The 21,624-nt window shown below is 54.6% G+C and carries 16 protein-coding genes; 4 read left to right on the top strand and 12 right to left on the bottom strand.

Annotated elements, in window-relative coordinates; all coding sequences use genetic code 11:
* Positions 1 to 8 precede the first annotated feature (8 nt).
* The 9 genes from A3L10_RS04180 to hxlAB all read right to left on the bottom strand — a co-directional run bounded on the left by A3L10_RS04180 (position 9) and on the right by hxlAB (position 8,316).
* Positions 9 to 2,051: a COG1361 family protein gene (locus tag A3L10_RS04180; RefSeq protein WP_088866533.1), complete on the bottom strand. Its 2,043-nt coding sequence runs from the start codon at positions 2,049 to 2,051 to the stop codon at positions 9 to 11.
* A gap of 60 nt (positions 2,052 to 2,111) precedes the next feature.
* Positions 2,112 to 3,428 (bottom strand): aspartate--tRNA(Asn) ligase, encoded by a 1,317-nt coding sequence (gene aspS / locus A3L10_RS04185; protein ID WP_088866534.1) that lies wholly within the window; start codon positions 3,426 to 3,428, stop codon positions 2,112 to 2,114.
* A 28-nt stretch (positions 3,429 to 3,456) separates the two neighbouring features.
* Positions 3,457 to 3,969: a KH domain-containing protein gene (locus A3L10_RS04190; protein WP_088180074.1), complete on the bottom strand. Its 513-nt coding sequence runs from the start codon at positions 3,967 to 3,969 to the stop codon at positions 3,457 to 3,459.
* 101 nt (positions 3,970 to 4,070) lie between these two features.
* A complete protein-coding gene (locus A3L10_RS04195; protein ID WP_088866535.1) occupies positions 4,071 to 4,691 on the bottom strand; it encodes an HD domain-containing protein in 621 nt (206 codons plus the stop codon).
* A gap of 4 nt (positions 4,692 to 4,695) precedes the next feature.
* On the bottom strand, positions 4,696 to 5,505 hold the full coding sequence (locus tag A3L10_RS04200; protein WP_088866536.1) for a glutamate cyclase domain-containing protein: 810 nt from the start codon (positions 5,503 to 5,505) through the stop codon (positions 4,696 to 4,698).
* 3 nt (positions 5,506 to 5,508) lie between these two features.
* Positions 5,509 to 5,688 carry a hypothetical protein gene (locus A3L10_RS04205; protein WP_088180071.1) on the bottom strand — a complete coding sequence of 60 codons (180 nt, stop codon included), beginning with the start codon at positions 5,686 to 5,688 and terminating at the stop codon, positions 5,509 to 5,511.
* Positions 5,685 to 6,329, bottom strand: a complete 645-nt coding sequence (locus A3L10_RS04210) for a TIGR02253 family HAD-type hydrolase (RefSeq protein ID WP_088866537.1) — start codon at positions 6,327 to 6,329, stop codon at positions 5,685 to 5,687. The genes A3L10_RS04205 and A3L10_RS04210 overlap by 4 nt, the downstream gene beginning before the upstream one ends.
* A gap of 1 nt (position 6,330) precedes the next feature.
* Positions 6,331 to 7,086 carry a hypothetical protein gene (locus tag A3L10_RS04215; RefSeq protein ID WP_088866538.1) on the bottom strand — a complete coding sequence of 252 codons (756 nt, stop codon included), beginning with the start codon at positions 7,084 to 7,086 and terminating at the stop codon, positions 6,331 to 6,333.
* A 9-nt stretch (positions 7,087 to 7,095) separates the two neighbouring features.
* Positions 7,096 to 8,316: a bifunctional 3-hexulose-6-phosphate synthase/6-phospho-3-hexuloisomerase gene (gene hxlAB, locus A3L10_RS04220; RefSeq protein WP_088866539.1), complete on the bottom strand. Its 1,221-nt coding sequence runs from the start codon at positions 8,314 to 8,316 to the stop codon at positions 7,096 to 7,098.
* Between the two features lie 139 nt (positions 8,317 to 8,455).
* On the opposite strand from hxlAB, the gene A3L10_RS04225 reads away from it, so the two are divergent.
* The 3 genes from A3L10_RS04225 to A3L10_RS04235 are packed head-to-tail and all read left to right on the top strand — an operon-like array spanning position 8,456 to position 9,724.
* Positions 8,456 to 9,181, top strand: a complete 726-nt coding sequence (locus tag A3L10_RS04225; protein ID WP_088866540.1) for an arginase family protein — start codon at positions 8,456 to 8,458, stop codon at positions 9,179 to 9,181.
* Positions 9,182 to 9,185: 4 nt separating this feature from the next.
* Complete coding sequence (locus A3L10_RS04230; protein ID WP_088866541.1) at positions 9,186 to 9,515, top strand: Sjogren's syndrome/scleroderma autoantigen 1 family protein; 330 nt, start codon at positions 9,186 to 9,188, stop codon at positions 9,513 to 9,515.
* On the top strand, positions 9,512 to 9,724 hold the full coding sequence (locus A3L10_RS04235; protein ID WP_088866542.1) for an ArsR family transcriptional regulator: 213 nt from the start codon (positions 9,512 to 9,514) through the stop codon (positions 9,722 to 9,724). The genes A3L10_RS04230 and A3L10_RS04235 overlap by 4 nt, the downstream gene beginning before the upstream one ends.
* A 56-nt stretch (positions 9,725 to 9,780) precedes the next feature.
* Here the strand turns inward: A3L10_RS04235 and trmBL2 are convergent, their stop codons facing one another.
* Both trmBL2 and rgy read right to left on the bottom strand, forming a co-directional pair.
* The gene (gene trmBL2, locus A3L10_RS04240; protein ID WP_088866543.1) at positions 9,781 to 10,575 is read right to left on the bottom strand and encodes an HTH-type transcriptional regulator TrmBL2; all 795 of its coding nucleotides are present in this window, start codon (positions 10,573 to 10,575) and stop codon (positions 9,781 to 9,783) included.
* A 366-nt stretch (positions 10,576 to 10,941) separates the two neighbouring features.
* Entirely contained in the window at positions 10,942 to 14,607 is a 3,666-nt protein-coding gene (gene rgy / locus A3L10_RS04245) for a reverse gyrase (RefSeq protein ID WP_088866544.1), read from the bottom strand.
* Positions 14,608 to 14,761: 154 nt separating this feature from the next.
* Between rgy and A3L10_RS04250 the strand changes: the two genes are divergently transcribed.
* Positions 14,762 to 20,995, top strand: coding sequence for an ABC transporter substrate-binding protein (locus A3L10_RS04250; RefSeq protein ID WP_088866545.1), 6,234 nt, complete (start codon positions 14,762 to 14,764; stop codon positions 20,993 to 20,995).
* Here the strand turns inward: A3L10_RS04250 and A3L10_RS04255 are convergent, their stop codons facing one another.
* Positions 20,996 to 21,556 (bottom strand): SWIM zinc finger family protein, encoded by a 561-nt coding sequence (locus tag A3L10_RS04255; RefSeq protein ID WP_088866546.1) that lies wholly within the window; start codon positions 21,554 to 21,556, stop codon positions 20,996 to 20,998.
* Positions 21,557 to 21,624 lie beyond the last annotated feature (68 nt).

The raw sequence follows: 21,624 nt of genomic DNA on the forward strand, positions 1-21,624 counted from the left end.
AAGAAAGGTCAGAGTTCGGTTATCTCGGTGCTTTCCTTCTCCTCTTCCTCGGCCTTCTTCGGCAGTCCTCCTGGGCGCCTGCTCTTCTTCCTCTCGAGCTTCTCCCTGAGCTTCTCGGACTCGTCCCAGTACTTGTAGGCGACTCCAGCGAGCACGAAGGCCACTATGATGAGGAGTATCGCGAGCGGCTTCCATGGGTTGCCGGTTGGGCTGTAGGTTTCGGCAATACCCTTGAGCTCCTCGGCGAGAGGAGTGGGGTCGCTCATCTTGGCGAGGGTCTGGTTGACATAGCCCGGAAGCTCCTCCGGGGTCGGCCAGACTTTGACCTCCTCCACGATAACCTTGGGCGGAATGCTGTTGATGGTAACGAGGTTGCCGAGCTCAAGCCTGTGCTCGTTTCCGAGCGGGTCGAGGTAGACGAGCGTAGCCCCTATGTTGGTGAGGTTTTCCCTGAGCACGGTCAGGTCTATCTGAACCGTCTTGGTTTCTCCGGCCTTAATGGTCCCTATCTTGATTGATGACTGTCCGTCAAGGCTGGCCGGGAGGTCTAGGAGGAGCGTGGCGTTCGTTACAAACTCGTAGTCCGGGTTGCCCTCGTCAGCTGAGAGCATGAACTTGACCTTGACGGTATCGCCGACCTTTGCGCTCACGTAGTTGCCCCAGGTGCCGTTGTAAGCCTGGGCGGTGACGTCTATGGCGGGTATGTTGTAGACCTTAATGCCGCTGAGAATCGGGGAGTATATCGTCCTCTTCTTTCCGGTCTCGAGGCTCTTGTCGTCGTAGAAGGTAACTATGGCCTTCCCAATCTCAAACTCGCCGACCTTGGTGGGCTTGAGGACGTAGATGAGCGCAGGCATGCTGGTGAAGGCAGGGAAGGTCTTAAGGGTCCAGGTTTTGGTCATACTCACGAGCTCAAAGTCGTTGGGTATCGGCGCGGCAACGCTCACGTCGTAGGCATCTCCCCTTCCGAGGTTCTGAACGTTTATCGTGACCACGAGGTTGTCGTTGAGCAGCATCGCCTTTGGAACGGCATCTATTTTGGCTATAACGTTGGCCTGCCTGAGAATCGGAGTCACCTGAGCACCGGCAGGGCCGTAAACCCTGATTATCGCTCTCTTGTAGTCGGGCTCAACCTTCTGAACCGAGAGCTTCAGGGGGGCGTTTGGAACGTTCTTTGGCTCGTCTCCGACCTCAAGGAGCATCGTTCCCAGGCTGTAGTCCCCTCTGAAGGCCTCAACCTTAACCACATCGGGAATCGTTGAAACGAGCTTGATGTAGTACGTGGTGTTGTCCGCAGTTATGGGGAGCTTCTCGTTGACGTAGAGGAGGTCGTTGTAGAGGAGGACGGTCTCAACCTGCTCGGGCGGGTTAACCTCACCGCCCTTTTTGACGATCTGGAAGTTTGTGGATGCGACCTTGGGGACGTAGACGTTTATCGTGGCGCCGTTGTTCACGGTGTTTGTAACCTCTATGGACAGGTAGTTGGAGTATGAGTGGCTTGAGTCAAGCTTGTACCTCACGCTACCGGCGGAGCCCTTGTCTATGGTGAGCGTGTATATGTCGCCGTAGGGCATGGTGACCTTGAACGAGGCGGTATCGCCGGAAACCGAGGTCAGCTTTATTTTAATCTGCGGGAAGCCCTCCGGCAGGGTTAGCTCGTTCCCAACCACAAGGTTCTTGCCGGAGAGGACCTTCTGGAGGGGCGATTTCAGCTCAAGGAGGATGGACTTGGTGTCGTACCTGATCCACACGAGGCTCACGTTCAGGTAGACGTTCGCGCTCGATGGATAGAGGAGGTATCCATCCTGGCTGATGACGTACCTGAGGGGGCCCTGGGGGCCGTCGACCTGAATGTATATCTTGCTCCAGTTGGGATTGGCGTCGGCGAACTGGACCTCAAACGGACCCAGAACAGCCTTGTCTCCCAGACCCAGGGAGACGCTGGATATGCTGGCGTATTCCGGCACGCTTGCGGATTTTACTAGGTGCACCACAGGTGTCAGGGAGAGAATCATCAGGCCCAGCAGGATTAAAGCGGCTACCTTTTTCATATCTCCAGCCTCCAAAGAGTAGTTAACTAATCACCAAAAGGAAAAGGTGATATAAAGATGTTACGGTGTTAATCTTCTCCTGTCCCTTGGGAACAGGATGACTTCCCTGATGTTGTTGAGGTCGAGCATCTGTTTCACCAAGCGCTCGGCACCGAGGCCGAAACCGCCGTGCGGCGGCATTCCGTAGCGGAAGGCCTTGAGGTAGAACTCAAAGCTGGCTGGATTGAGTCCCTTCTCCTTGATCTGCTCGACGAGGACGTCAACCCTGTGCTCCCTCTGGCCGCCGGAGGTTATCTCTATCCCCCTGTACTCGAGGTCGAAGGAGCGGCTTATCTCCGGCCTGTTCTCATATTTCATTATGTAGAACGGCTTTGCCTCGCTGGGATACTGGTATATGAAATAGAGGGGCGCGTTTTCGTTTTCGAGCATGTACTTTCCGAGGAGCCTCTCGCCCTCGGTGTCTATGTCCTCGCCCCATGGAATTTCCCTGCCCAGGTCCGCGAGTATCTCCAGGGCCCCCTCGTAGGTGACGCGCGGGAATGGCAGCTTTGGCTCCTCCAGCTCGAAGCCGAGGGTCTGGAGCTCCTTGACGTTGTGCTCGCGGACGTATTCGATGGCGTGCGCGACGAGCCTCTCGAGGAGGTTCATTACCTCTTCCTCGTTCTCGATGAAGGCCATCTCGGCGTCGATGCTCCAGGCCTCGTTGAGGTGTCTCGTGGTGTTGTGCTCCTCGGCGCGGAATATCGGGGCTATCTCGTAGACTCTGTCCAGGCCGGTGGCCATCATTATCTGCTTGTAGAGCTGCGGGCTCTGGGCGAGGAAAGCATCTTTCTCGAAGTACTTCATGGGGAAGAGCTCGGTTCCGCCCTCGGTGGCGGTGGCTATTATCTTGGGTGTGTGCACCTCGATGAAGCCCTCGCTGTGGAAGAAATCGCGAACGGCCTTGAAGACGCTCGAGCGTATTTTGAATATGGCCATTACCTCGGGCCTTCTGACGTCCATGAACCTGTTGTCGAGTCTTGTGTCGAGCTCCGCCTTGACCTTGCCGGTCGGATCGAGCGGGAGCGGGCTCTCGGCCCTGCTGAGCACCTCAAGCTTTTCGGGAAGGATTTCAAATCCCAGCTTCGCCTTCGGGGTGAAGTTCACCACGCCCTCGACGGCGACGACGTCCTCGGCGTTCAGCTTGGGTATGAGCTTGAACAGCTCCGGGTCGACCTTCTTCTTGGGGGCCGTTACCTGGACTATGCCCTCGCGGTCCCTTATCCAGAGGAACTTTATTCCACCGAGGTCCTTGATTTCCCAGACCCAGCCAGCGACCCTAACGCGCTGGCCGTTCAGCTCTTCGGTAATCTGGCTTGAGTAGTGCGTCCGATACATCCTCAAAACCTCCATAGGGAAAAAGGAATCAGATGAAGTTTATCTTAACATCCTCCCCGGCTATCTGGGAGAGTATGCTCTCCAGCACCTCAGCCTTTTCAGGAAGCTTCCTCCTGTCCCTGTTGAGCACGAGAACCTTGTAATAGGTTCCCCCGCCGGGCTTGTAGACTATGTTCACACCGAAGACCCCCGCCGGGTAGAGGAGGTCCGTGGCGAGCTTTTTAACGTCGTCGGTGCCCTTGACTTCCACAGCCTCGATGACGCGTATCCTCTTGCCGAGCTCCCTCATGAGGGCCTTGATGTTCTTGCCGCCCTTGCCGATGGTTATCGGGACATCGCCCTCCCCAACCACAATGACTATGAGGTCACCGGCTTCGACGGCCTTCTTAAACTCCATGTCAACGTCGCCGATAAGCTTGTACAGGAGTCTCGCGACTTTAACATCCAGCTCGGAAATAACCCCATCCTGAAGTTTTTTCTCGTCGGCCGGGCACAGAATATCGTCGGTCTTCAAACACACCTCACAGATTGGCGCCTTCATCTCCTCACCTCCCTTTGCCTGAAGAATGAACCTAAAGGGCTAACCCTTAATTCTAGAAGTCATTTAAAAACCTTATTATAGGGGAAAGAGAAGGAAGAAGTTCAGATTTCGCCCTCTATCTCACGCCTTATGCGCTCGATGAATTCCTCAGTAAAGCGGTGCCGCTCCTCGGCCATCCTTCTCGCCGTTTCAGTGTACATCAGGTCCTTGAGCCTCAGTATCTTCTCCTCGAAGTGCCTAAGGGAGGCCTCTATGTCCCTCCCGTGCTCTCCCGAGTACATAAAGACCCTAGCTATCCCTATCGCGCCTATCGCGTCGAGCTTGTCGGCGTCGCTGAGTATCTTAGCCTCCAAGGTTCTCGGCTCGGGTCCGCGGGAAAAGCGGTGGGCCTCTATGGCATGGGCAACCTCCTCGATTTTATCCTCCGCGTAGCCAAGGCTCCGGAGATACTGCCGCGCTATCCGCGCGCCCTCAACGGCGTGGTCCTCCACCCTGCCGGAGCTTTCTAGGGGTCTCGCTATGTCGTGGAGCAGTGCCGCCAGTGCCAAGACCTCAAGGTCCGCCCCTTCCTCCCTTCCGATGTGCATACAGAGGTTCAGAACCCTCTCAACGTGGCTGAACCCGTGGGTTCCCTCCCTCTCGAAGAAGTGCCGCGCGTATTCGCGGGTTCTCTCTATGAGCCTGAGGCTTTCCTTGTTGGTTATGAACTCATCGAGCTTCATTCCATCACCTTAGGGCCTCATTTACGAGGGCGTTTAAAAGCTCAACGATTTTCTCGTGGACGTCGAGGCTTATTCCATCAACAGTCGGCGTCTGGGTTTTGAAGACCCCGTCTATCAGACCGAGCTTTGATATGACCCTGACTATCGCCCCCTCGTCCCAGCCGGGGAGGAGCTCCCGTCCGAACTCTATTGACGCCTGGGCCACGAGCCCGTAGGCTCCCCAGTTGGAGACGGCCGAAAGAACGAGTTCGTCCGTTTCGACAATGCTGGCTATCCTATCACCGTGGGGGACGTACCTTCTGGTGAGTTCGGTTATCTTCCCCATGCCGGCCTCGTTTCCGCCGTCGCCTATCCCTATCGTTGGCACCCCGAGCTCTCTAGCCCTCAGAACCGCCCAGTCGAAGGTCTCCCTCGTTATCTCCATGCCGCTCATTGAGTAATATCTCCCGTCCACTGCCCTCCCGGGGGTTTCCACAGCTACAACGAGGGAGTAGTCCCCTATCTCCGGTTCGTCCGTGAACCTGATGCCAAATGGTTCCAGGGCGGTCTTTACCTCCGGATACGTAAGCACCTCGGCGGTGCCCCCCAGGGTCTCAACGGCCTTCACTAGAGCCAGTGCTCCCGGCGGGCCGTCGGTCTCCGCGCGCATCATCGGAGGGATTGGAAACCCCGTTATCACGAGAACGCGCTCATAATTATCCAAAAACATCTTTGCAGAATTATGTAAAAAATTGGGGTTTTCCCTACGGTAGTCGAGGTAAACGCCCAGGGTGCCCCTGTTGCCAACGTCAGTGTTGATTAGGTGGGCTATCATGGCTCATTCCTCTGCCTCGTAGACGGTTATCCTGACCCTCTTGCCCTTTACCGCCTCCTTGAGCTTCCACCAGAGTTCCGTCGGCTCCTCGCTCCTGTGAACCAGTTCGTCCCCGTTTTCGAGCTTGACCCTCTTCTCCCGGTACTTGACGAAAACGCCTTCCATATCGAATATCTCCTTCATTCCCATCCCCCCAGGATTTTTCTAAGTTCGTGAAGGGTTCTGATTTCATAGTCCGCCATGTTATAACCTTCCTCACCGTCGCGGTTTATCCACACGGCGGTCATCCCGACGTTCTTGGCACCGTAAACGTCCTGGCTGAGGGAATCCCCGACCATCATGGCCTCACCGGGCTCCACGCCCAGGTCCTCAAGGGCGTAGAGAAATATCTTGGGCTCGGGTTTTATAGCGTTCACGTCGTCCCTAGTGACGACGACATCGAAGTAGTCCAGCAGACCGGCGAGCTTGAGCTTCAGTCTCTGGTACTCCGGGCCGCTCGTGATGACCCCGAGGAGGTAGCCCTCCTCCCTCAGCCACTCCAGGGTTGGAACCGTATCGGGATAAACGTGGAGCTTGTGGGGGTAGGTCTCGAGCAGCTCCTCGTAATTCAGGTCGAGGTCGAAGAGCCTGAAGAAGAAGTTCCAGTCGTGCCAGTCGTAGGTGTCTCTCCTGCCGAATATCTCTCCGAGGAACTGCTCCCTCGCCTCATCCTTGCTTATCCCAAACTTCTTCGAGAGCTTGTCGTAGACCTGCGGAAGGAAGAGCTGGATGAGCGGCATCTCGGTTAGTATTGTACCGTCTATATCAAAGAGAACCGCCTTCATTTTACCACCTCTTGACTAGGAGGGCCAGTATCTCAACTTCCCTGGTGAGGTTCTCGTCCATTACGACGCCCCATATCACGTCCTTCTCGGCCAGTATCTCCTGGAAGTGCCCCAGTATCCCGTGCGCGTCCTTCAGTGGAAACTCCCTTCCGACGAGTATTCCCACGAGACCCCTGTCCCAGATGCCCCAATGCCAGCCGAAGTCGACCTCCCGGAGGAGGCGCAGGATTCCGACGTTGCCGCCGCGGATCATGTTGAACAGGTCGGCGTAGTCGATGTTGACGAGCATCTGCGTTTCGAGATAGTAGTAGAGCCTGCTGAACATCTCGGCGATGTTCTCCGATGCACCCTGGAACGCGACCGAGATCGAGGCGTCGTCGCTGCGGAAGAAGTCCCAGAGGGAGTCGTAGAAGACGGTTTCAAAGTCACCGGCCCAGGGAGGCTTTTTCTCGGTGACCAGTTCTTTTTTCGGCGTCAAAACGTAGGCGAGCTTTATCGTGTCCTTCGGGGCGCTTTCCGTTATTATCTCCCTCAGTTCGTGGTTTATCTCCTTGTCGTCGAAGACGAGCCACAGAAAGGTGTTCTCGGGAAGGCTGGAGAAGAAGTTCCTGAGCCTCTCCTCGTACTCATCAAAGCGGGGCAGGAGGTAGTAGGCAGGGTTGACGGTCACCTTAACGATGCCGTCCGCGGTTATGCTGTTGACTATCCTCGCTCCCGTGTTCCCGATTCCGACAAAAAGATGGGTAAAAGACTGCATGGCGACCCCTTACTCAAGGGTCGCATGCTTCTTCTTCATATCCTTTTCGGTCTTCTGGAAGGTTGCCATGAGGAGTGCTATGACTCCGTCGAGGAATATCATCGTTGAGTCCTCGAAGAGCGTTCCCATCGGGGCTATCCACTTGTACTTGGTGAGCATCTGGCGCGCTATGTAGTCCGTCGGGATGTCGGTCTTGGCCCTTCCGGGTATCTCAACCACGACGTCGGAGAGCTTTCCGAGGGTCGAGTTGGCGTAGGAGGTTATCGCCACTATCTTTCCACCCTGCTTCTTGGCTATCTCCGCGGCATCGACTATACTGTTGGTCTCACCGGAACCGCTGATGGCTATGAGCAGATCACCCGGCTCGAAGGCAGGCGTTATGGTCTCACCGACGACGTAGACGTTGAAGTCGAGGTGCATGAGCCGCATCGCGAAGGCCTTGCCGACGAGGCCGCTCCTTCCGGCACCGTAGATGAATATCTTGTTCGCCCCAATCATGGCATCGACGAAGCCGCGAACCTGCTCTATCTTGAGCTTCTCAGCGACGTTGTCTATGTGGTCCACTATATCCGTCATGGCCTTCCTTATGGTCATCATGTACTCTCCCCAGAAGAGGTCGATTATTCTCCTGGTGACTTCCTCGGGATTTTCGGCCTTGGTTATGGCGCCGCCGACTATGATGATCGTGGCGCCCAGCTCGATGACCTTTGGGATGGTCTCGAGGTTCAACCCCCCGGCAACGGCAACTGGGACACTGACGGCCTTGACGACCTTCTCAAGGTCTTCCAGTGGACTCTTGCCCTGAACCTGCTCATCTATGCCGGTGTGGACGAGTATGTAGTGAACGCCCATCTTCTCGAGTTCTTTAGCCCTTTTGACCTTGTCCTTAACACCGATTAGATCGACCATGACCCTGATTCCATAGCGCCTTGCAACTTCAACCGCGTCTTTTATCGTCTTGTCATCGGCGACGCCGAGGATAGAAACAACGTCGGCACCGTGTCTTGCCGCCATCTCGACCTCCAGAGCGCCGGTGTCCATGGTCTTGAGGTCCGCCACAATCTTCCTGTCAGGGAAGCGCCTCTTGAGAAGCTCAACCGCGCGCATGCCCTCCTTCTTGATGAGCGGTGTTCCCACTTCGAGCCAGTGAGCGCCGCCGCGGGCGGCCTTCTCCGCGATAGAAATGGCCTGTTCAACGTCAGTTAAGTCAAGAGCAACCTGAAGTATCATCTCCTCGCCTCCAAGGAGTTTTCGTTTTAATCTTAGGGGGCTACTTTTTAAACTTTGGTGTCATAATTTTACAAAATCGTGTTAAAGGATTCAGCCAAGGTTTAAAAAGTGAAGGAGCAATTCCAGATGGGTGGAATCAATGGTAACGTTCATTCCCTTCGGCGAGAAGCCCAACAGGGACGGGGTTCTCTACGTTCTGCAGCTCTTGAAGAGGAACAAGCTCATCGAGGATTACATGATAGTCGAATCCAGCAGGGTTGAGCTCCTCCCGGAGAGGATTCCCCTCGACAACGCTTACATAGTCGGGGAACACCTGGCGACGTACGGCATAATTGAGAAGCTGAGGCCCAGTTCCCTGCTGAGCGTCGATGCTCACACCGACCTCATGCACGACTACCTCGACCACGGCTCATGGCTCGCCTACGCCCTGGAGGAGCGCATCGTGAACCGGGCCGCGGTTCTGGCGCCGGTTCTCATGATACCAACCACCGAGCGGACCCAGCTCTGGACGAGGCGCGTGAAGGTTTTCCCGGCCCTCCTGAGGAGCAGAAAGATTCGCGGAAAGTGGAGGGCGTACAAGAACCTCCAGACGAACCCCCTCGACGAGATAATCTCCGAAGCAAAGAGGTATCTGGGGGAAGAGGTGTACCTGACGGTTGACCTGGACGTTCTCAGGCCGGAATACAAGATAGCGCGCTTCCAGCACGGGGAGCTCACGCTTGAGGAACTTCTGAATCTCCTTGAGGAGGTAAAGAAAAACTTCAGGATAATCGCCTTCGACATAGCCGAGGTTTCCGACAAGATTCGCCGCTCAAGGCTGGGCAAAAAGGCCCTGGTTGAGGTTTTCCAGCTACTCACGGGGTGATGGGATGGCGCTCAAGGGACCCACCGAGGAGGAGATGAGAACGGTCCTCATGCCCCTCATGCTGTCAGGGGCGAAGATGCTCGACAAGCACTGCCCCAAGTGCGGTTCACCGCTCTTCGAGAAGGACGGCAGGGTTTTCTGCCCGATATGCGAGCACAGGAAAAAGCAGAGACAGGCTGAGATGAAAGGCGTTGAGGAGCGCCTCATGGAGAAGCTGAACGAGCTCGCCAACTCCCTGCCGGACGAGGTTGAGCAACTTGAGAAACACTTAAGGGCAATGGAGAAGATAATAGAACTGCTGGAAAGGTACAGGAAACTGGAGGGAGGGGAATGAAGAACGTCAGGGTTTTGAAGGCTCTGGAGGATGGTCCGAAGACCATCGAGGAGATAGTTGAAATCACGAAGCTCCCCGCCATGGAGGTCAGGCGCTACCTTCTCCGCTTCGTTGAACAGGGGAAGGTTGAGAGCTATCAGAAGGAAGGAAAGCTCTTCTGGAAGATTAAGGAGACGAGCGAAGTCGAAGAAGAGTTCAAATACGTCTGAACCCTTTCTTTTCTACTACATCCCCGTCACCGAACAAAGGAAAGGAAAGAAGGGCATCAGGCCTTCTTGGCGGCCTTCCAGTACTCGTTGAACTTGCCCTCGAAGAGGGCCTTGACGCGGAAGTCCTTGATCCATATCTGGGTCTCGTAGTTGAAGTACCTCGCCGCCATGTCCTCGAGGGCGAAGAAGACCTCGTCGTCGCAGATGAGCATCGGGAGCTCGAGCTTGTCTATGACCTTGAGCTCAAGCTTGCCAGCCTTGTAGTAGTCCATTATCTTCGAGGTGCCGAGCCTGTGGAACACGGTCTCAGTGACTATTATCTTGGCCTTGGCGCCGTTGTCTATCGCCTTGATGATGTCACTCTCAAGGTTGACCGCGATGTAGCCGTCGTCGGCGAGGAGTATCTGCTCCTTGACTTCCTCGAACATCTCCTTGGTCTTGAGGGTGGCGTTCCTGATTCCGCGGACGACCCAGACCTTCTCGACGCCGTACTTCGGAATCTCGGTCTCGATGAGCGGGCTCATGAGCTCAAGGAGCTCCTCCTTCGCCTTCTTCTTGGCCTCGAGCTCCTCGGCAACGCGCTCCTGCCACTCCTCGATGAACTTCTCGAGGATGTTCTGCGGGTGAACCGGCCTGTACTTGTTGACCTTGCCCGGCTGGCTAATGGCAAAGCCCTTCTTCTCAAGGCTCCTGAGAACGTCATAGGTTCTCGGCGCCGGAACCTCGGAGACGCTGGCCAGCTCGGCAGGGGTGAGAACTCCAAAACCGACTAATGCCACGTACGCCCTTGCCTCGTAGAGGTTCAACTCAAAGTGCTCCTGAAGGAGCTCTACCATCCTGTCCTTAACCATTTCTTACCACCACCCGATTTTCTATTTTTTGTTTGGATTTCATTCCATATAAATTTTTTCCACACGTCGTTAGTGTCTTTGGTTATGCTTCGAAGATTATTCGAAGATGACTTCACTAGATATTATTGCCGTTGCATGGATATACAAAAGCATTACTACTGGATAAATTTTAAAATTTTTGGTTTTACTGAAAAGCAAAATTTACAGGTACCATCTAAGCACCAAATGAACTATGAGTAATAAAAAGACGAAACGTAGTGTAACATTATTGATGAATTTGCAACAGATTAAGCATGCTCCAATGCACTAAATAAGCGCGATTCCAAATTGACACCAAAACATAGGGTAAAGTATGAAAAATAAACCTCAGCCCAGGTACTGGCGTATCTCCCCATGAAGCTTACGGAGGACCTCTTGGTAATCAATCTTGTTTTCCTCGATCAGATCCATTATCTCCTCGAGCTCCCTGGTCTTCTCCTCGCTGACGAGTTCCTTATACTTACTTATGAGATAGTGGTAGACCTTGATGCCCTGCTCGGTGGGCACGAGCTTCTTCCTTCCGCGGGTCTCGATGACGTAGTAGCGCTGGAGCAGGGTCTGGACGATCTTGGCGTAGGTTGAGGGCCTTCCTATCTTGCGCTCCTTCATCAGGGCGATTATGTCTCCCTGGGTGTAGAGGGAAACCTTCGGCGCCTTCCACTTCTTGGACTCGACGACCTTCAGCTTCGCCCCCTTCTCAAGCCTCGGGAGCTGTCTGAAGGGCGGGTTCCTCAGCTTGGTCCAACCGTCCTCGATTACCTCGACGTAGCCCTCTATCTCGGCCTTTCCAACACTCGCGTTAATGACGGCTTTCTCGTGGAGTATCTTGGCAGCTTTCATCTGGCTCGTCATGAAGCGCCTGAATATCATGTCGTAGAGCCTGTAGTGGTTCCGGGTGAGGTTCTTGGGGAGTTGGATAATCCCATCGCGGACGAGCTGCATGAGCCTGCCGGTGTCTATCGGCCTGGTCGGTCTTATGGCCTCGTGAGTCCCTTCCTCGCCCCAGGGCCTGGGCTTGAAGTATCCCTCTCCAACCTCCTGGGTGATGTACTCCTTCGCTATTTCTATTCCAGTGTTACTGACGTGCGTTGAGTCCGTACGGTGGTAGGTGATGAGACCCATCTCGAAGAGGTCCTGGGCGATACGCATCGTTTCCGGCGCGGACAGCTTGAGGAAGGTCGAGGCGTCCTTCAGCATGGCATCAGTCGTGTAGGGCGGCATCGGGTTCAGCTCGCGCTCTTCAAGCTGAACGTCCTCGACAGTGACGTATTCGGGCGGTTCAACGCTTTTGCCGTCCTTTCCGAGTTCCACAGTGATCTGGAGGTCGTTCTCCAGCTTTAGACCCATGAAGTAGGTCTCGCTCTCGGTGAACTCCTTGTACCTCTCAATCACCCAGCCCAGAACCGGCGTCTGAACCCTTCCGGCGGAGAGGTTGCGGTTCTCAAAGACGCGCTGGAGTTCCTGGCTCAGCTCGAACCCTATCCACCTGTCCTCTATGCGCCTGACGAGCTGGGCGTTAACGCGACCCTCGTTGACGTCCCTTGCTTCCTCAATGGCGCGCATTATGGCCGGTCTCGTGACCTCGTGGAACTCTATGCGCTTGATGTTCGGTGTGTACGGGCTGAGCACGTTCCTTATGTCCCAGGCTATCTTCTCACCCTCCGTATCGGGGTCCGTCGCTATGAGTATCTCGTCGACCTCCTGGGCTATCTCGCGCATTGCCTTGACGTTCTGAAGGGCGTCGCGGACGTTGGTCGAGCCGCAGCGAGGACAGACACCTTTCTCCTCCCAGTCAACGAACTGATGGCCGCAGTCGCGACAGCGCTTTATGGTATCGTAGACGGGTATGAACTTCAGCATGCCGTCTTTCTCATCAACAAGAACGCCGTGATAGCCCTCGTTCGTCACAAGGTCAAACATGTGCCCGCCGCTAGCGAGGATGGTCAGCATCATGTTTCCTATGCTCACCTCGTAGGCGACCAGGTCCCCTATCCTCGTCTTGCTCGGCTGGCCGAAGAAGTTGGCTATCGTCCTGGCCTTGTTCGGGCTCTCCACTATCATGAGGGCGGATTTGACGAGGTCCTTGACCTTGGCGCTTATCTTGCCCTCCATAACGAGGCGGACCTTCTCCCTGTCCTCGTCTATCTGCCTCAGAACCTCGTCGAGGTCCAGCTCCTCGAAGGGTACCATCTTGAACTCGGTGAAGCGCCAGCGCATCTGTCTGAGGAGGCCGTTGAAGACCTTCTCGTTGTCAACTATGAGCACGCTCAGTCCCTTAGTGATTCCGCCGGCGAACAGCCTGCTCGTCCTTCCGGTGGCCTGGATGTACGTCCTGACATCGGGAATCTCGATGTACCACTTGCCCTCCTCTTCCTTCAGGCTGATGAATGGATCCTCGGCGAGTCTCCTGAGAACCTCCTCGTCCTTGAGAACCCTCCTCAGGAACTCGACCAGCTCGCGGAAAACGCCAAGAACGTGGTTGTGGAAGCCGTTCTCTATCGGCAGTCCCTCAGCCAGGGCCTCCTCAATCTTAAGGAGCTCGAACTGCGGGATGTTCCTTATAAGTCTCCTAAGCCTCGCGTGCATCTTTTCGGCCTGCTTCCTGTCCTCGTCGCTCAGAAACTCCATTATCTCACTGAGCAGGCCGAGGGCGCGGTATATGGTGGGCCTTTCAAGGTCTATTGAAAAGCGGAACTTGGGAACGCCGGTAAAGACCGCGTAGCGGATGAGGTGGGGCATGTCGAGGCCCCTCACCAGGGAGCCGTAGTAGGTTGCCGAGCCTATGAGGTAATCGGCCTCGCCGTTTTCGAACTTCTCGATGGACTTCCTGTTCTTTGAGCTCACCAGTTCTATCCTAAAGCCCCGCTCACGGAGGTAATTGGCCAGCTCCTCGGCGTAGGTCAGGCCCTGGTCAATCGGCGTGAAGATTATGCCCCCCTTTCCGAGCCTCTCAAGGAGTTCCTCGACGTGCTCCTTAATGTCCCTGCTCGGCTTCAGATAGCTGTCAACGACGTTCCTGAGGGCACTTCTTCCGCTTCCAACCTCAAAGCCAAGCAGCTCACGGTAGAGCTTTATTCTGTCTCCCCTCGCCGAACCGGTGGCGGAGGCGATTATCATTATTCCAACGCCGTTTTTGGCCTTGAACTCCTCGATTTCACGCTGGAGCTTCCCTATGCTGCCGTTCAGCTCCTTGAGCCTCTCCTCCCTGTCCTGCGCGCGGCCGTTCAGGTACTTTGACATCTGTTTCTTCAGGCGGATTATCTCCCAGGCTTTCTCGATTACATCGTCGTTGAAGCCTAGGAGGAGAAGGGAGCGGTCTATGTTCTTGCTGGCCTTGAGGAACGCATCGACATCGTCAACAAAGATAAAGTCAAAGCGCCTGCCCTTGAGGACATCGTCAAACTTCCTGGCGAGCCACTGGGCGCTGGTAACGAGGATATCGTAGTCCTCGTTCTGAATCTTGGCCAGCATCTCTTCCCTTTCCTTCTTCCGAAGGTTGCCGTGGTAGTAGGCCAGGTTTATCTCAACACCGGCCCTCTCGGCTATAGCTCGGAGTTTTTTAGCTGTTTGGATCACCAGTGGGGTTGTCGGCACAACTATGTAGCTCTTCTTTCCCCTGGTCGCGTGCCATACAGCCATGAACGCCCCGAAGGTGCTCTTGCCCATTCCAGTGGGGGCTATGATCGAGAAGCTCCTGCCCTTCAAGAGTCTCTTAACCCATGTTCTCTGCGCGCTCCAGAAGGTGAAGCCGGTGGCCTTCTCAAAGAAGGCCTCGATTTCCCTAAGGCCCTTCTCAAGGCCGTATATCCTCTCCCACTCCTTAAGAGTACCCCTGAGCTGGAGGGCGTTTCTAACTGCGGTCACAAGGTCAAAATAAGAGTCAGCATGAGCGGTTTCATCGAGGCACTCATTGCAGGGATTCTTGAGGTACAGCCTTTCATCGGAGATTTTACCTAGGCAGTTCGGGCACATCTCGCGATAGATCGCCTTCATTTTCTCACCCTCTAAGTTCCTATTTGGTGTTAGGGGGATTTATAAGGCTTTTTGGAACGTGGGCGAGAATTCCTTTTTACCTTGACAAGGACAAAAAGATAATAAGGAATGAGATCAAAACGATAGTTGATGGTATCCGCGTGGGGGGATACAAATGAAAAAGCCTCTCGCATTTTTAATGGTAGTAATTCTGTTCTTTTCTTTGATCTCCGTAACGGCGCCTGCATCTGCCCAGGGTTCGGATGAGACAACTACCCATGAAATGCCCGATGAAATTTTCATTGTTGGTGATCCCGATGCTAGTTATATCGTCCAGAGCATTGCCGACGGATCGCTTGACATGAGCTGGGAAAACTACCCAATGTCTTTCTACCTTGGACTTGGCGAAGGAATCCTCTCGAGCTTAAACCTCCATCAGACAAGCACTTCGTATTTTGATCTGACTTTCAACACCTACCATGATCCCGATAAGGATGCCCCCATAGTCACCGTTGGGGACCAAGTTTACTTTAACCCCTTCGCCATGAGAAAAGTCAGACTCGCAATGAACTACCTCATAAACCGGACGTACATCGTACAGTCAATAGAGGACGAAAGCGGGGCCCCCATGTTCGGGGCTATACGGCCGAGTCATCCATCCAGCGGTTATTTTGAATATGTCTATTCCTCTCTGGGCCTCTCAGCAGGGGGGAACGTTACCAGGGCGATGGAACTCTTTAACGAAGCTATGGAAGAGGCCATCTCACAAGTCTCGGCTTATGGGCATACCCTTGAGAGGGGAGACGACGGCCTCTGGTACTTCGACGGCGAACCAGTCACAATCAAATTCGTAATAAGAACCGAGGACTGGAGGCACGATATAGGACTGTACGTTGCGGATCTAATGGAAGAATATCTAGGCTTCAGTGTTGACAGGCAGCTTATGAACAGGGACGAGGCGGGTCCAATAGTATTCTCCCACCCCCCGAGCGATTACGAGTGGAACGTATACACGGGCGGATGGGCCGGCACGGGAGACCCTTCCCTGTGGATCGATGACTACGCCGCCTGGTTCTACGCCGCTTGGTACGGATACGTTCCTGGAGCCGTTGAACCCAAGCATCAGAATACCCTGACGGTAGGGGAAGCGCTAGAATACATTGGAGGTGGAGATATTGCCCTCGGGCTGGAGCGGATAAACGCTACGTACTACACAACCCCCGAAAGCTTGGGTTCCATATTGGACTGGACGGAAGAGGAGCTTACTTACTTCCTAGTCTATTTCTCAATAAGCAGGTCATCTGCCAGCGGAAGCCCTCACCTCAACCCAGACGTAATCCCCGAAGAAACGTTAAGGATAACAGACGAGGATCAGTACTGGGACCTTCAGAAAATAAGCATGCTCCTCGGTATACTCGAAAGTCCGAGGATATTCATCACTGAAAATCACGGGTTCAACCCTTCGAGCAGGGAGAGGGTTAGTGCGATAGTATCCAGTCCAAACACTGGGATAGCCAACCGCTGGAGCGTGATGACCGCGACAACCCCCGATGGCATGCTTAGGATTGGGTCCACGATTCCCTCGGGTTCTCTCTACTGGGGTTCCTTCAATCCCGTTGGGGGAATGACCTCCGTGTACAACACAAGAATATGGAGCCTGATCAGAGACTACGGCATTGCCATGAACTTCAGGGGTTTAATGTCTCCCTACAGGTGCACATGGGAGCTTGAGCGGGGCCCGTTCACGGTTCCAGAAACTGCGGTGGTGTACAACCAGACCCTGGGATGGATTTCTGCCCATTCCGGTGAAACCGCCAGTGTTAGGGTTTTGGTTCAGTGTGACCTCGGCACCTGGCACAATGGTGTTCCTGGGGACATCAACGACATAAAGAACTACGTAGCCTTCCTCTACACCTGGGCGTTTCAGGACTACCCGGACGACCCATATTATGAGGGTGAACTTGCCTGGCGCGAAGACGGCGCGAATCTCCACAACGTTCTTGGTTTTGAGTGGACTGGTGATGGTTACGTGGTTTACGGTACTTACGAGCATCCGCTGGCTGACGACGTTACCGCATCAAAGTACATATTCTACCCACAGCTCCCATGGGAGTTATACTGGACAATGGGAGAGCTGGTAGCGAGGGACGGTGAGTACGGTATCTCGACTGACTACTCCTTCACCACGCAGTCCGATAAAGTCGCCTTAGACATGCTCCTCCCCGAACATATGAACGACCTTAGAAGCGTCATGGAAACGGTGCTCGCCGGAGGAGCCCTCGGTTCATTCCCTGGAATCGACTGGTCCTCAGCCTCTGAGAGGCTCAGCGCTGATATAGACTTCTACGATGAGCACGGACACATGGCGATAAGTAACGGACCCTATTACCTTGACGAGTACGACCGTGATTCTCAGGTCATGCACCTCCTCAAGAACCCCTCCTATCCCTTCACCGCGGCAGACGTTGCCTCGTGGACAGAGGGGGAGGTAGTGTACGGCGGGGGTGGAGGAGAGATATTCAGGCGTCTGCCCCCTGTTATAGTTAACGTCTCAGTCGAGCCTCAGAGACAGCTAGTTGGCGAGAACGTGATGATAAGCTGGAGGATCTCTAACACCAGCAACATCACTCGGGTTTGGCTCACCATACAGAGGCCCGATGGGACGACATTCCAGAGGGACTTTGACCCTTCAGCGGGTTCGTACATGTACAGCTACACCGTCGATTCCACTGGACTGTACTACGTTATTATAAGCGCGGAGGACGAATCCGGCAAAGTGAACAGGATGTCCCTATGGTTCTACGGAATCTCCGGAGAGGAAGAACCTGCAGCCAAGCCCCTCCTGATGAACTTCACACTGGTTCCAGATCCGGACATGGGCATAGAGGATGTTGCCGCTGGCATCCTTGACATTCTCCTTCAGGCATACCCGTCATTCAAATACGACGAATTGTCGGGGGACGAAGTAGCCAACCTGTCGCTTTACAGGACCGTTGTATCATACGACGAGCTGACGTTCAACACCTACCATGATCCCGATAAGGATGCCCCCATAGTCACCGTTGGGGACCAAGTTTACTTCAACCCCTTCGCCATGAGAAAAGTCAGACTCGCAATGAACTATCTGATAAGCCGTGACCACATAGTCAATGACATACGCTCTGGAAGTGGGGAGCCAATGTTTGGGTGCGTGAGGCCAGGTCATCCAGCCAACGGGTACTTTGAACCGGTTTACGACGTTTTGGGACTAACGGAGGAGGGCAACGTCTATTACGCGCTGGATATTTTCAGGGATGCTATGGAAGAGGCCGCCTCACAAGTCTCGGCTTATGGGCATACCCTTGAGAGGGGAGACGACGGCCTCTGGTACTTCGACGGCGAACCAGTCACAATCAAATTCATCATCCGCATTGAAGACGAACGGAGGGAGATAGGCGACTACGTGGCCGACCTCATAGAGGACTACCTCGGCTTCAGGGTTGAGAGACTGTACTGGGATAGAAGAACCGCGGGTTCAGTTGTCTTCGCCAGGCCTCCGAGCGATTACGAGTGGAACGTATACACGGGCGGATGGGTCAGCATGGGAATCCCACCCGTCTGGGTTGATGACTACACCGCCTTCTTCTACGCCGCTTGGTACGGATACGTTCCTGGAGCCGTTGAACCCAAGCATCAGAATACCCTGACGGTGAGGGAGGCCCTCGAATACCTCGGAGGGGGAAGTGCCTCTAACGGCCTGACACTGCTCGGAACTCACTACTACGAGACACCCGAGAGCTTGGGACCGATACTCGATTGGAGCGAGGAGGAACTCAGTTACTTCCTCAAAAACTTCTGGATAAACAGGGACGCGGCGCTGGCGACCCCGCATCTGAACGCAGACCTCGTCCCGGAGGAGACAATGTGGATAACGGACGAGGATCAGTACTGGGACCTTCAGAAAATAAGCATGCTCCTCGGTATACTCGAAAGCCCGCGCGTGTTCCTTATGGAAAACGTCAACTTCTACCCGGCCAACAGGGAGAGGGTTGAGAGCATCATGGCCGAGTCCAGCACCGGAATAGCCAACCGCTGGAGCCTGATAACGGCTGAAACACCGGATTCAACCCTCAAGGTGGGTTTGACTGGAAGGTTCCTCAGCCCGGCGAACCCCATAGGGGGCATGAGGGACTTCTACTCGAGGAGCGTACTGAATCTTGTGGTGGACTACGGGGCCTCGGTAAACTTCAACGGACATGTAGCCCCGTACAGATGTTCATGGAGCCTGGAGAAGGGCTCTTTCTCGGTACCGAGTGATGCAGTTATCTACACTCAGACGGACGGATGGGTTCCCTTCCACGCGGGCGAGGAGGCCAGTGTTAGGGTTTCGGTTCAGTGTGACCTCGGCACCTGGCACAATGGTGTTCCCGGGGACATCAACGACATAAAGAACTACGTAGCCTTCCTATACACCTGGACCACCCAGGACGGCTTCGATGACAGGTACTACGACCCCGCCCTTGCGGATGTCCTCAGGGGGAACCTCGGGATAGACCTTGGGAACGTTCTTGGTTTTGAGTGGACTGGTGATGGTTACGTGGTTTACGGTACTTACGAGCATCCGCTGGCTGACGACGTTACCGCATCAAAGTACATATTCTACCCACAGCTCCCATGGGAGTTATACTGGACAATGGGCGAACTCGTGGCGAACCACCCGACCTACGGCATTTACAAGGCCTACTCCTTCACTGACGGAAGTATGGAGTGGCTTGACCTCCTAAACTCCTCCCACGTCCAAGACTTGAACACTGTCATAGAAGCCATCCTCTCGAATGAGAGCATAGCCAGCTCGTTCCCTGGAATAGACTGGTCTTCCGCTCTAGATAGGCTCAACGCGGACCTTAGCTTCAGCGAACTCCACGGGCACCTGTTCATAAGCAACGGGCCGTATTACATTGACGGCTATTCCGAGGAGCCGTTCAACGTGGTCCTCAGGTTCTTTGACCCCTATCCCGTCACCAGGGGAGAGTTTATGACGTTCCTCACGGGATACCACGAAGAGACAGACACGTCCCCACCGTCAATAGTCAACGTCAGGGTTACTCCAGAAAGTCAGGAGGTCGGAAACGTTACGACGATAAGCTGGGTCGCCTCCGATGACAGCGGCCTGGCCAACGTGACCCTTGAGATAGACGGTCCCACAGGGGAGCCCCTAAAAGTGGAGTTCGACCCCTCCTTGGGTGTCTACGCCTACAACTATACGATACCGGCCGTTGGAACGTACACTGCCAAAATAACGGTTGGCGACGTCTATGGGAACGTTAGGGAGGTCTCCATCGAGTTCTACGGTAAGAGAACCGTGGTCGAGACGGTCACCGTAAACTCCTCCACCGAGAACGTCACAGTAAGCGGGGAAGACGTTGAGCTCAGCATGGACGTAAACGAGAGCGTTGAAGGGCAGCAGGAGGTCGTCGTAAACGTCACGGTCACGACGAACGAGGAGGAGATCGAGGGCGAGAACGTCACCGAACTGGCGGTCGCAACGGCGGAGAACGAGACTGTGGCACCTGTAAAATATGTGGCCGTTGAAGTCGAGACCAACGAAAGCGTCGTGGAGCGGTACACCCTTAGGGTAAGCTACACCGATGAGGAAATCAGGGGCATAGACGAGGGCACGCTGAGCATCTACTACTGGAACGGGAGCTCGTGGATACAGGTCACGGACTACATTGGAGAGCGCATACCCAACGGCCCCTTCATCTACGACACCGGTGTGAACACGGAAGAGAACTACGTCTGGGCGGTGGTTGACCACTTCAGCGTCTACGCCATAGGCGGCATCCCGGTTCCGGAGGTCAGGGTGCTGTCGCCCGCCGATGGGGAAGTGTTCGTGGTCAACAAATCGGCGAACGTTACGGTCGTCTGGTCAGGAGACGACGAGCTGGCGATAGACCACTACGAGGTACGGCTTGACGGAGGGGAATGGATCAACGTGGGCCTGTCCACGGAGTACACGTTCGAGGAACTTTCGGTGGGAGAATACACGGTTTACGTGAAGGCCGTTAACATCGCGGGCAGGGAAAGCACCGTAGAGGCCTCGTTTAAGATAGTAAGGAAAAAGATGTCTCCTAACCTTCACAGCAGGACCAACCTTGTAATGATGTACTGGATACTGTACAGGTACCAAGAAATGAAATTCGAGAAGCTTTACAACAGGTCATCCCAGGCGGGAGTTAGCAATGAAACCCTACAGAGAGCTGCAGAATACGCGTCTATTGCAGAGGAATATTACAAGGAAGCGATGAAATACGGCGAACTTCCACAAACGATGATGATCTGCCAAATAAGACCACTGAGACTTGCATACATTAACATAAGGAGAGCCGTTGAGATTCTCGAAGAGGCGCTGGAAGAGATCCATAAGTGACTATTTTCCCTTATTTTCTTTTTCTTTGATGTCCCGGTTCAGCAGAAGTGTTCTCAGTTCGTCCTCAAGCTTTGCCGAAAGCTCGTAGTCGCTGAAGACGTGCTTGTATTCCGCGAGGATTTCCTCAAGGACGTGGAGTGCCTCCATTTTGCCGGTCATCTCAACGAGCTTCAGAGCCCTCCTGAAGAGTTTAGCCACCTCGCTCCCGCTCTCGTCCGTGCTGAGGGAGAACCTCAGCTCCTTGAGGGTAACGTCGAGCGCCAGCTCCGGAACCTCAGCCAGGAACTCCATGGCGATCGCCTCCGGAAAGAGCTCGGCATGCTTATCGAAGCTCTCGAAGTAGAAGCCGGCATCGTAAGCTTTCATGGTCGCCGCGACGTGCTTGCAGTCTCCTCCAAGTGGACAGGTGCAGTGGTTCTCGCCCGTTGAGAGGTCAAGCTCGACGTAGTAGGGATACGTACCCAGAACCTTGGAGAAGAGCCTGTTTCCATGTTTGACTACCCAGAGAACCTTTCCGGCCTTGTAATAGCGCTCCCCCTTCTTGAGGGTTCTCTCATCCATGGCACTCACTTTAGGGGCTTTGGTTAGCCTCGCTTTAAGCCTTTCGACCGCAACCGTTTTATTCCCCG

Source organism: Thermococcus radiotolerans (assembly GCF_002214565.1).
GTDB classification, from domain to species: domain Archaea; phylum Methanobacteriota_B; class Thermococci; order Thermococcales; family Thermococcaceae; genus Thermococcus; species Thermococcus radiotolerans.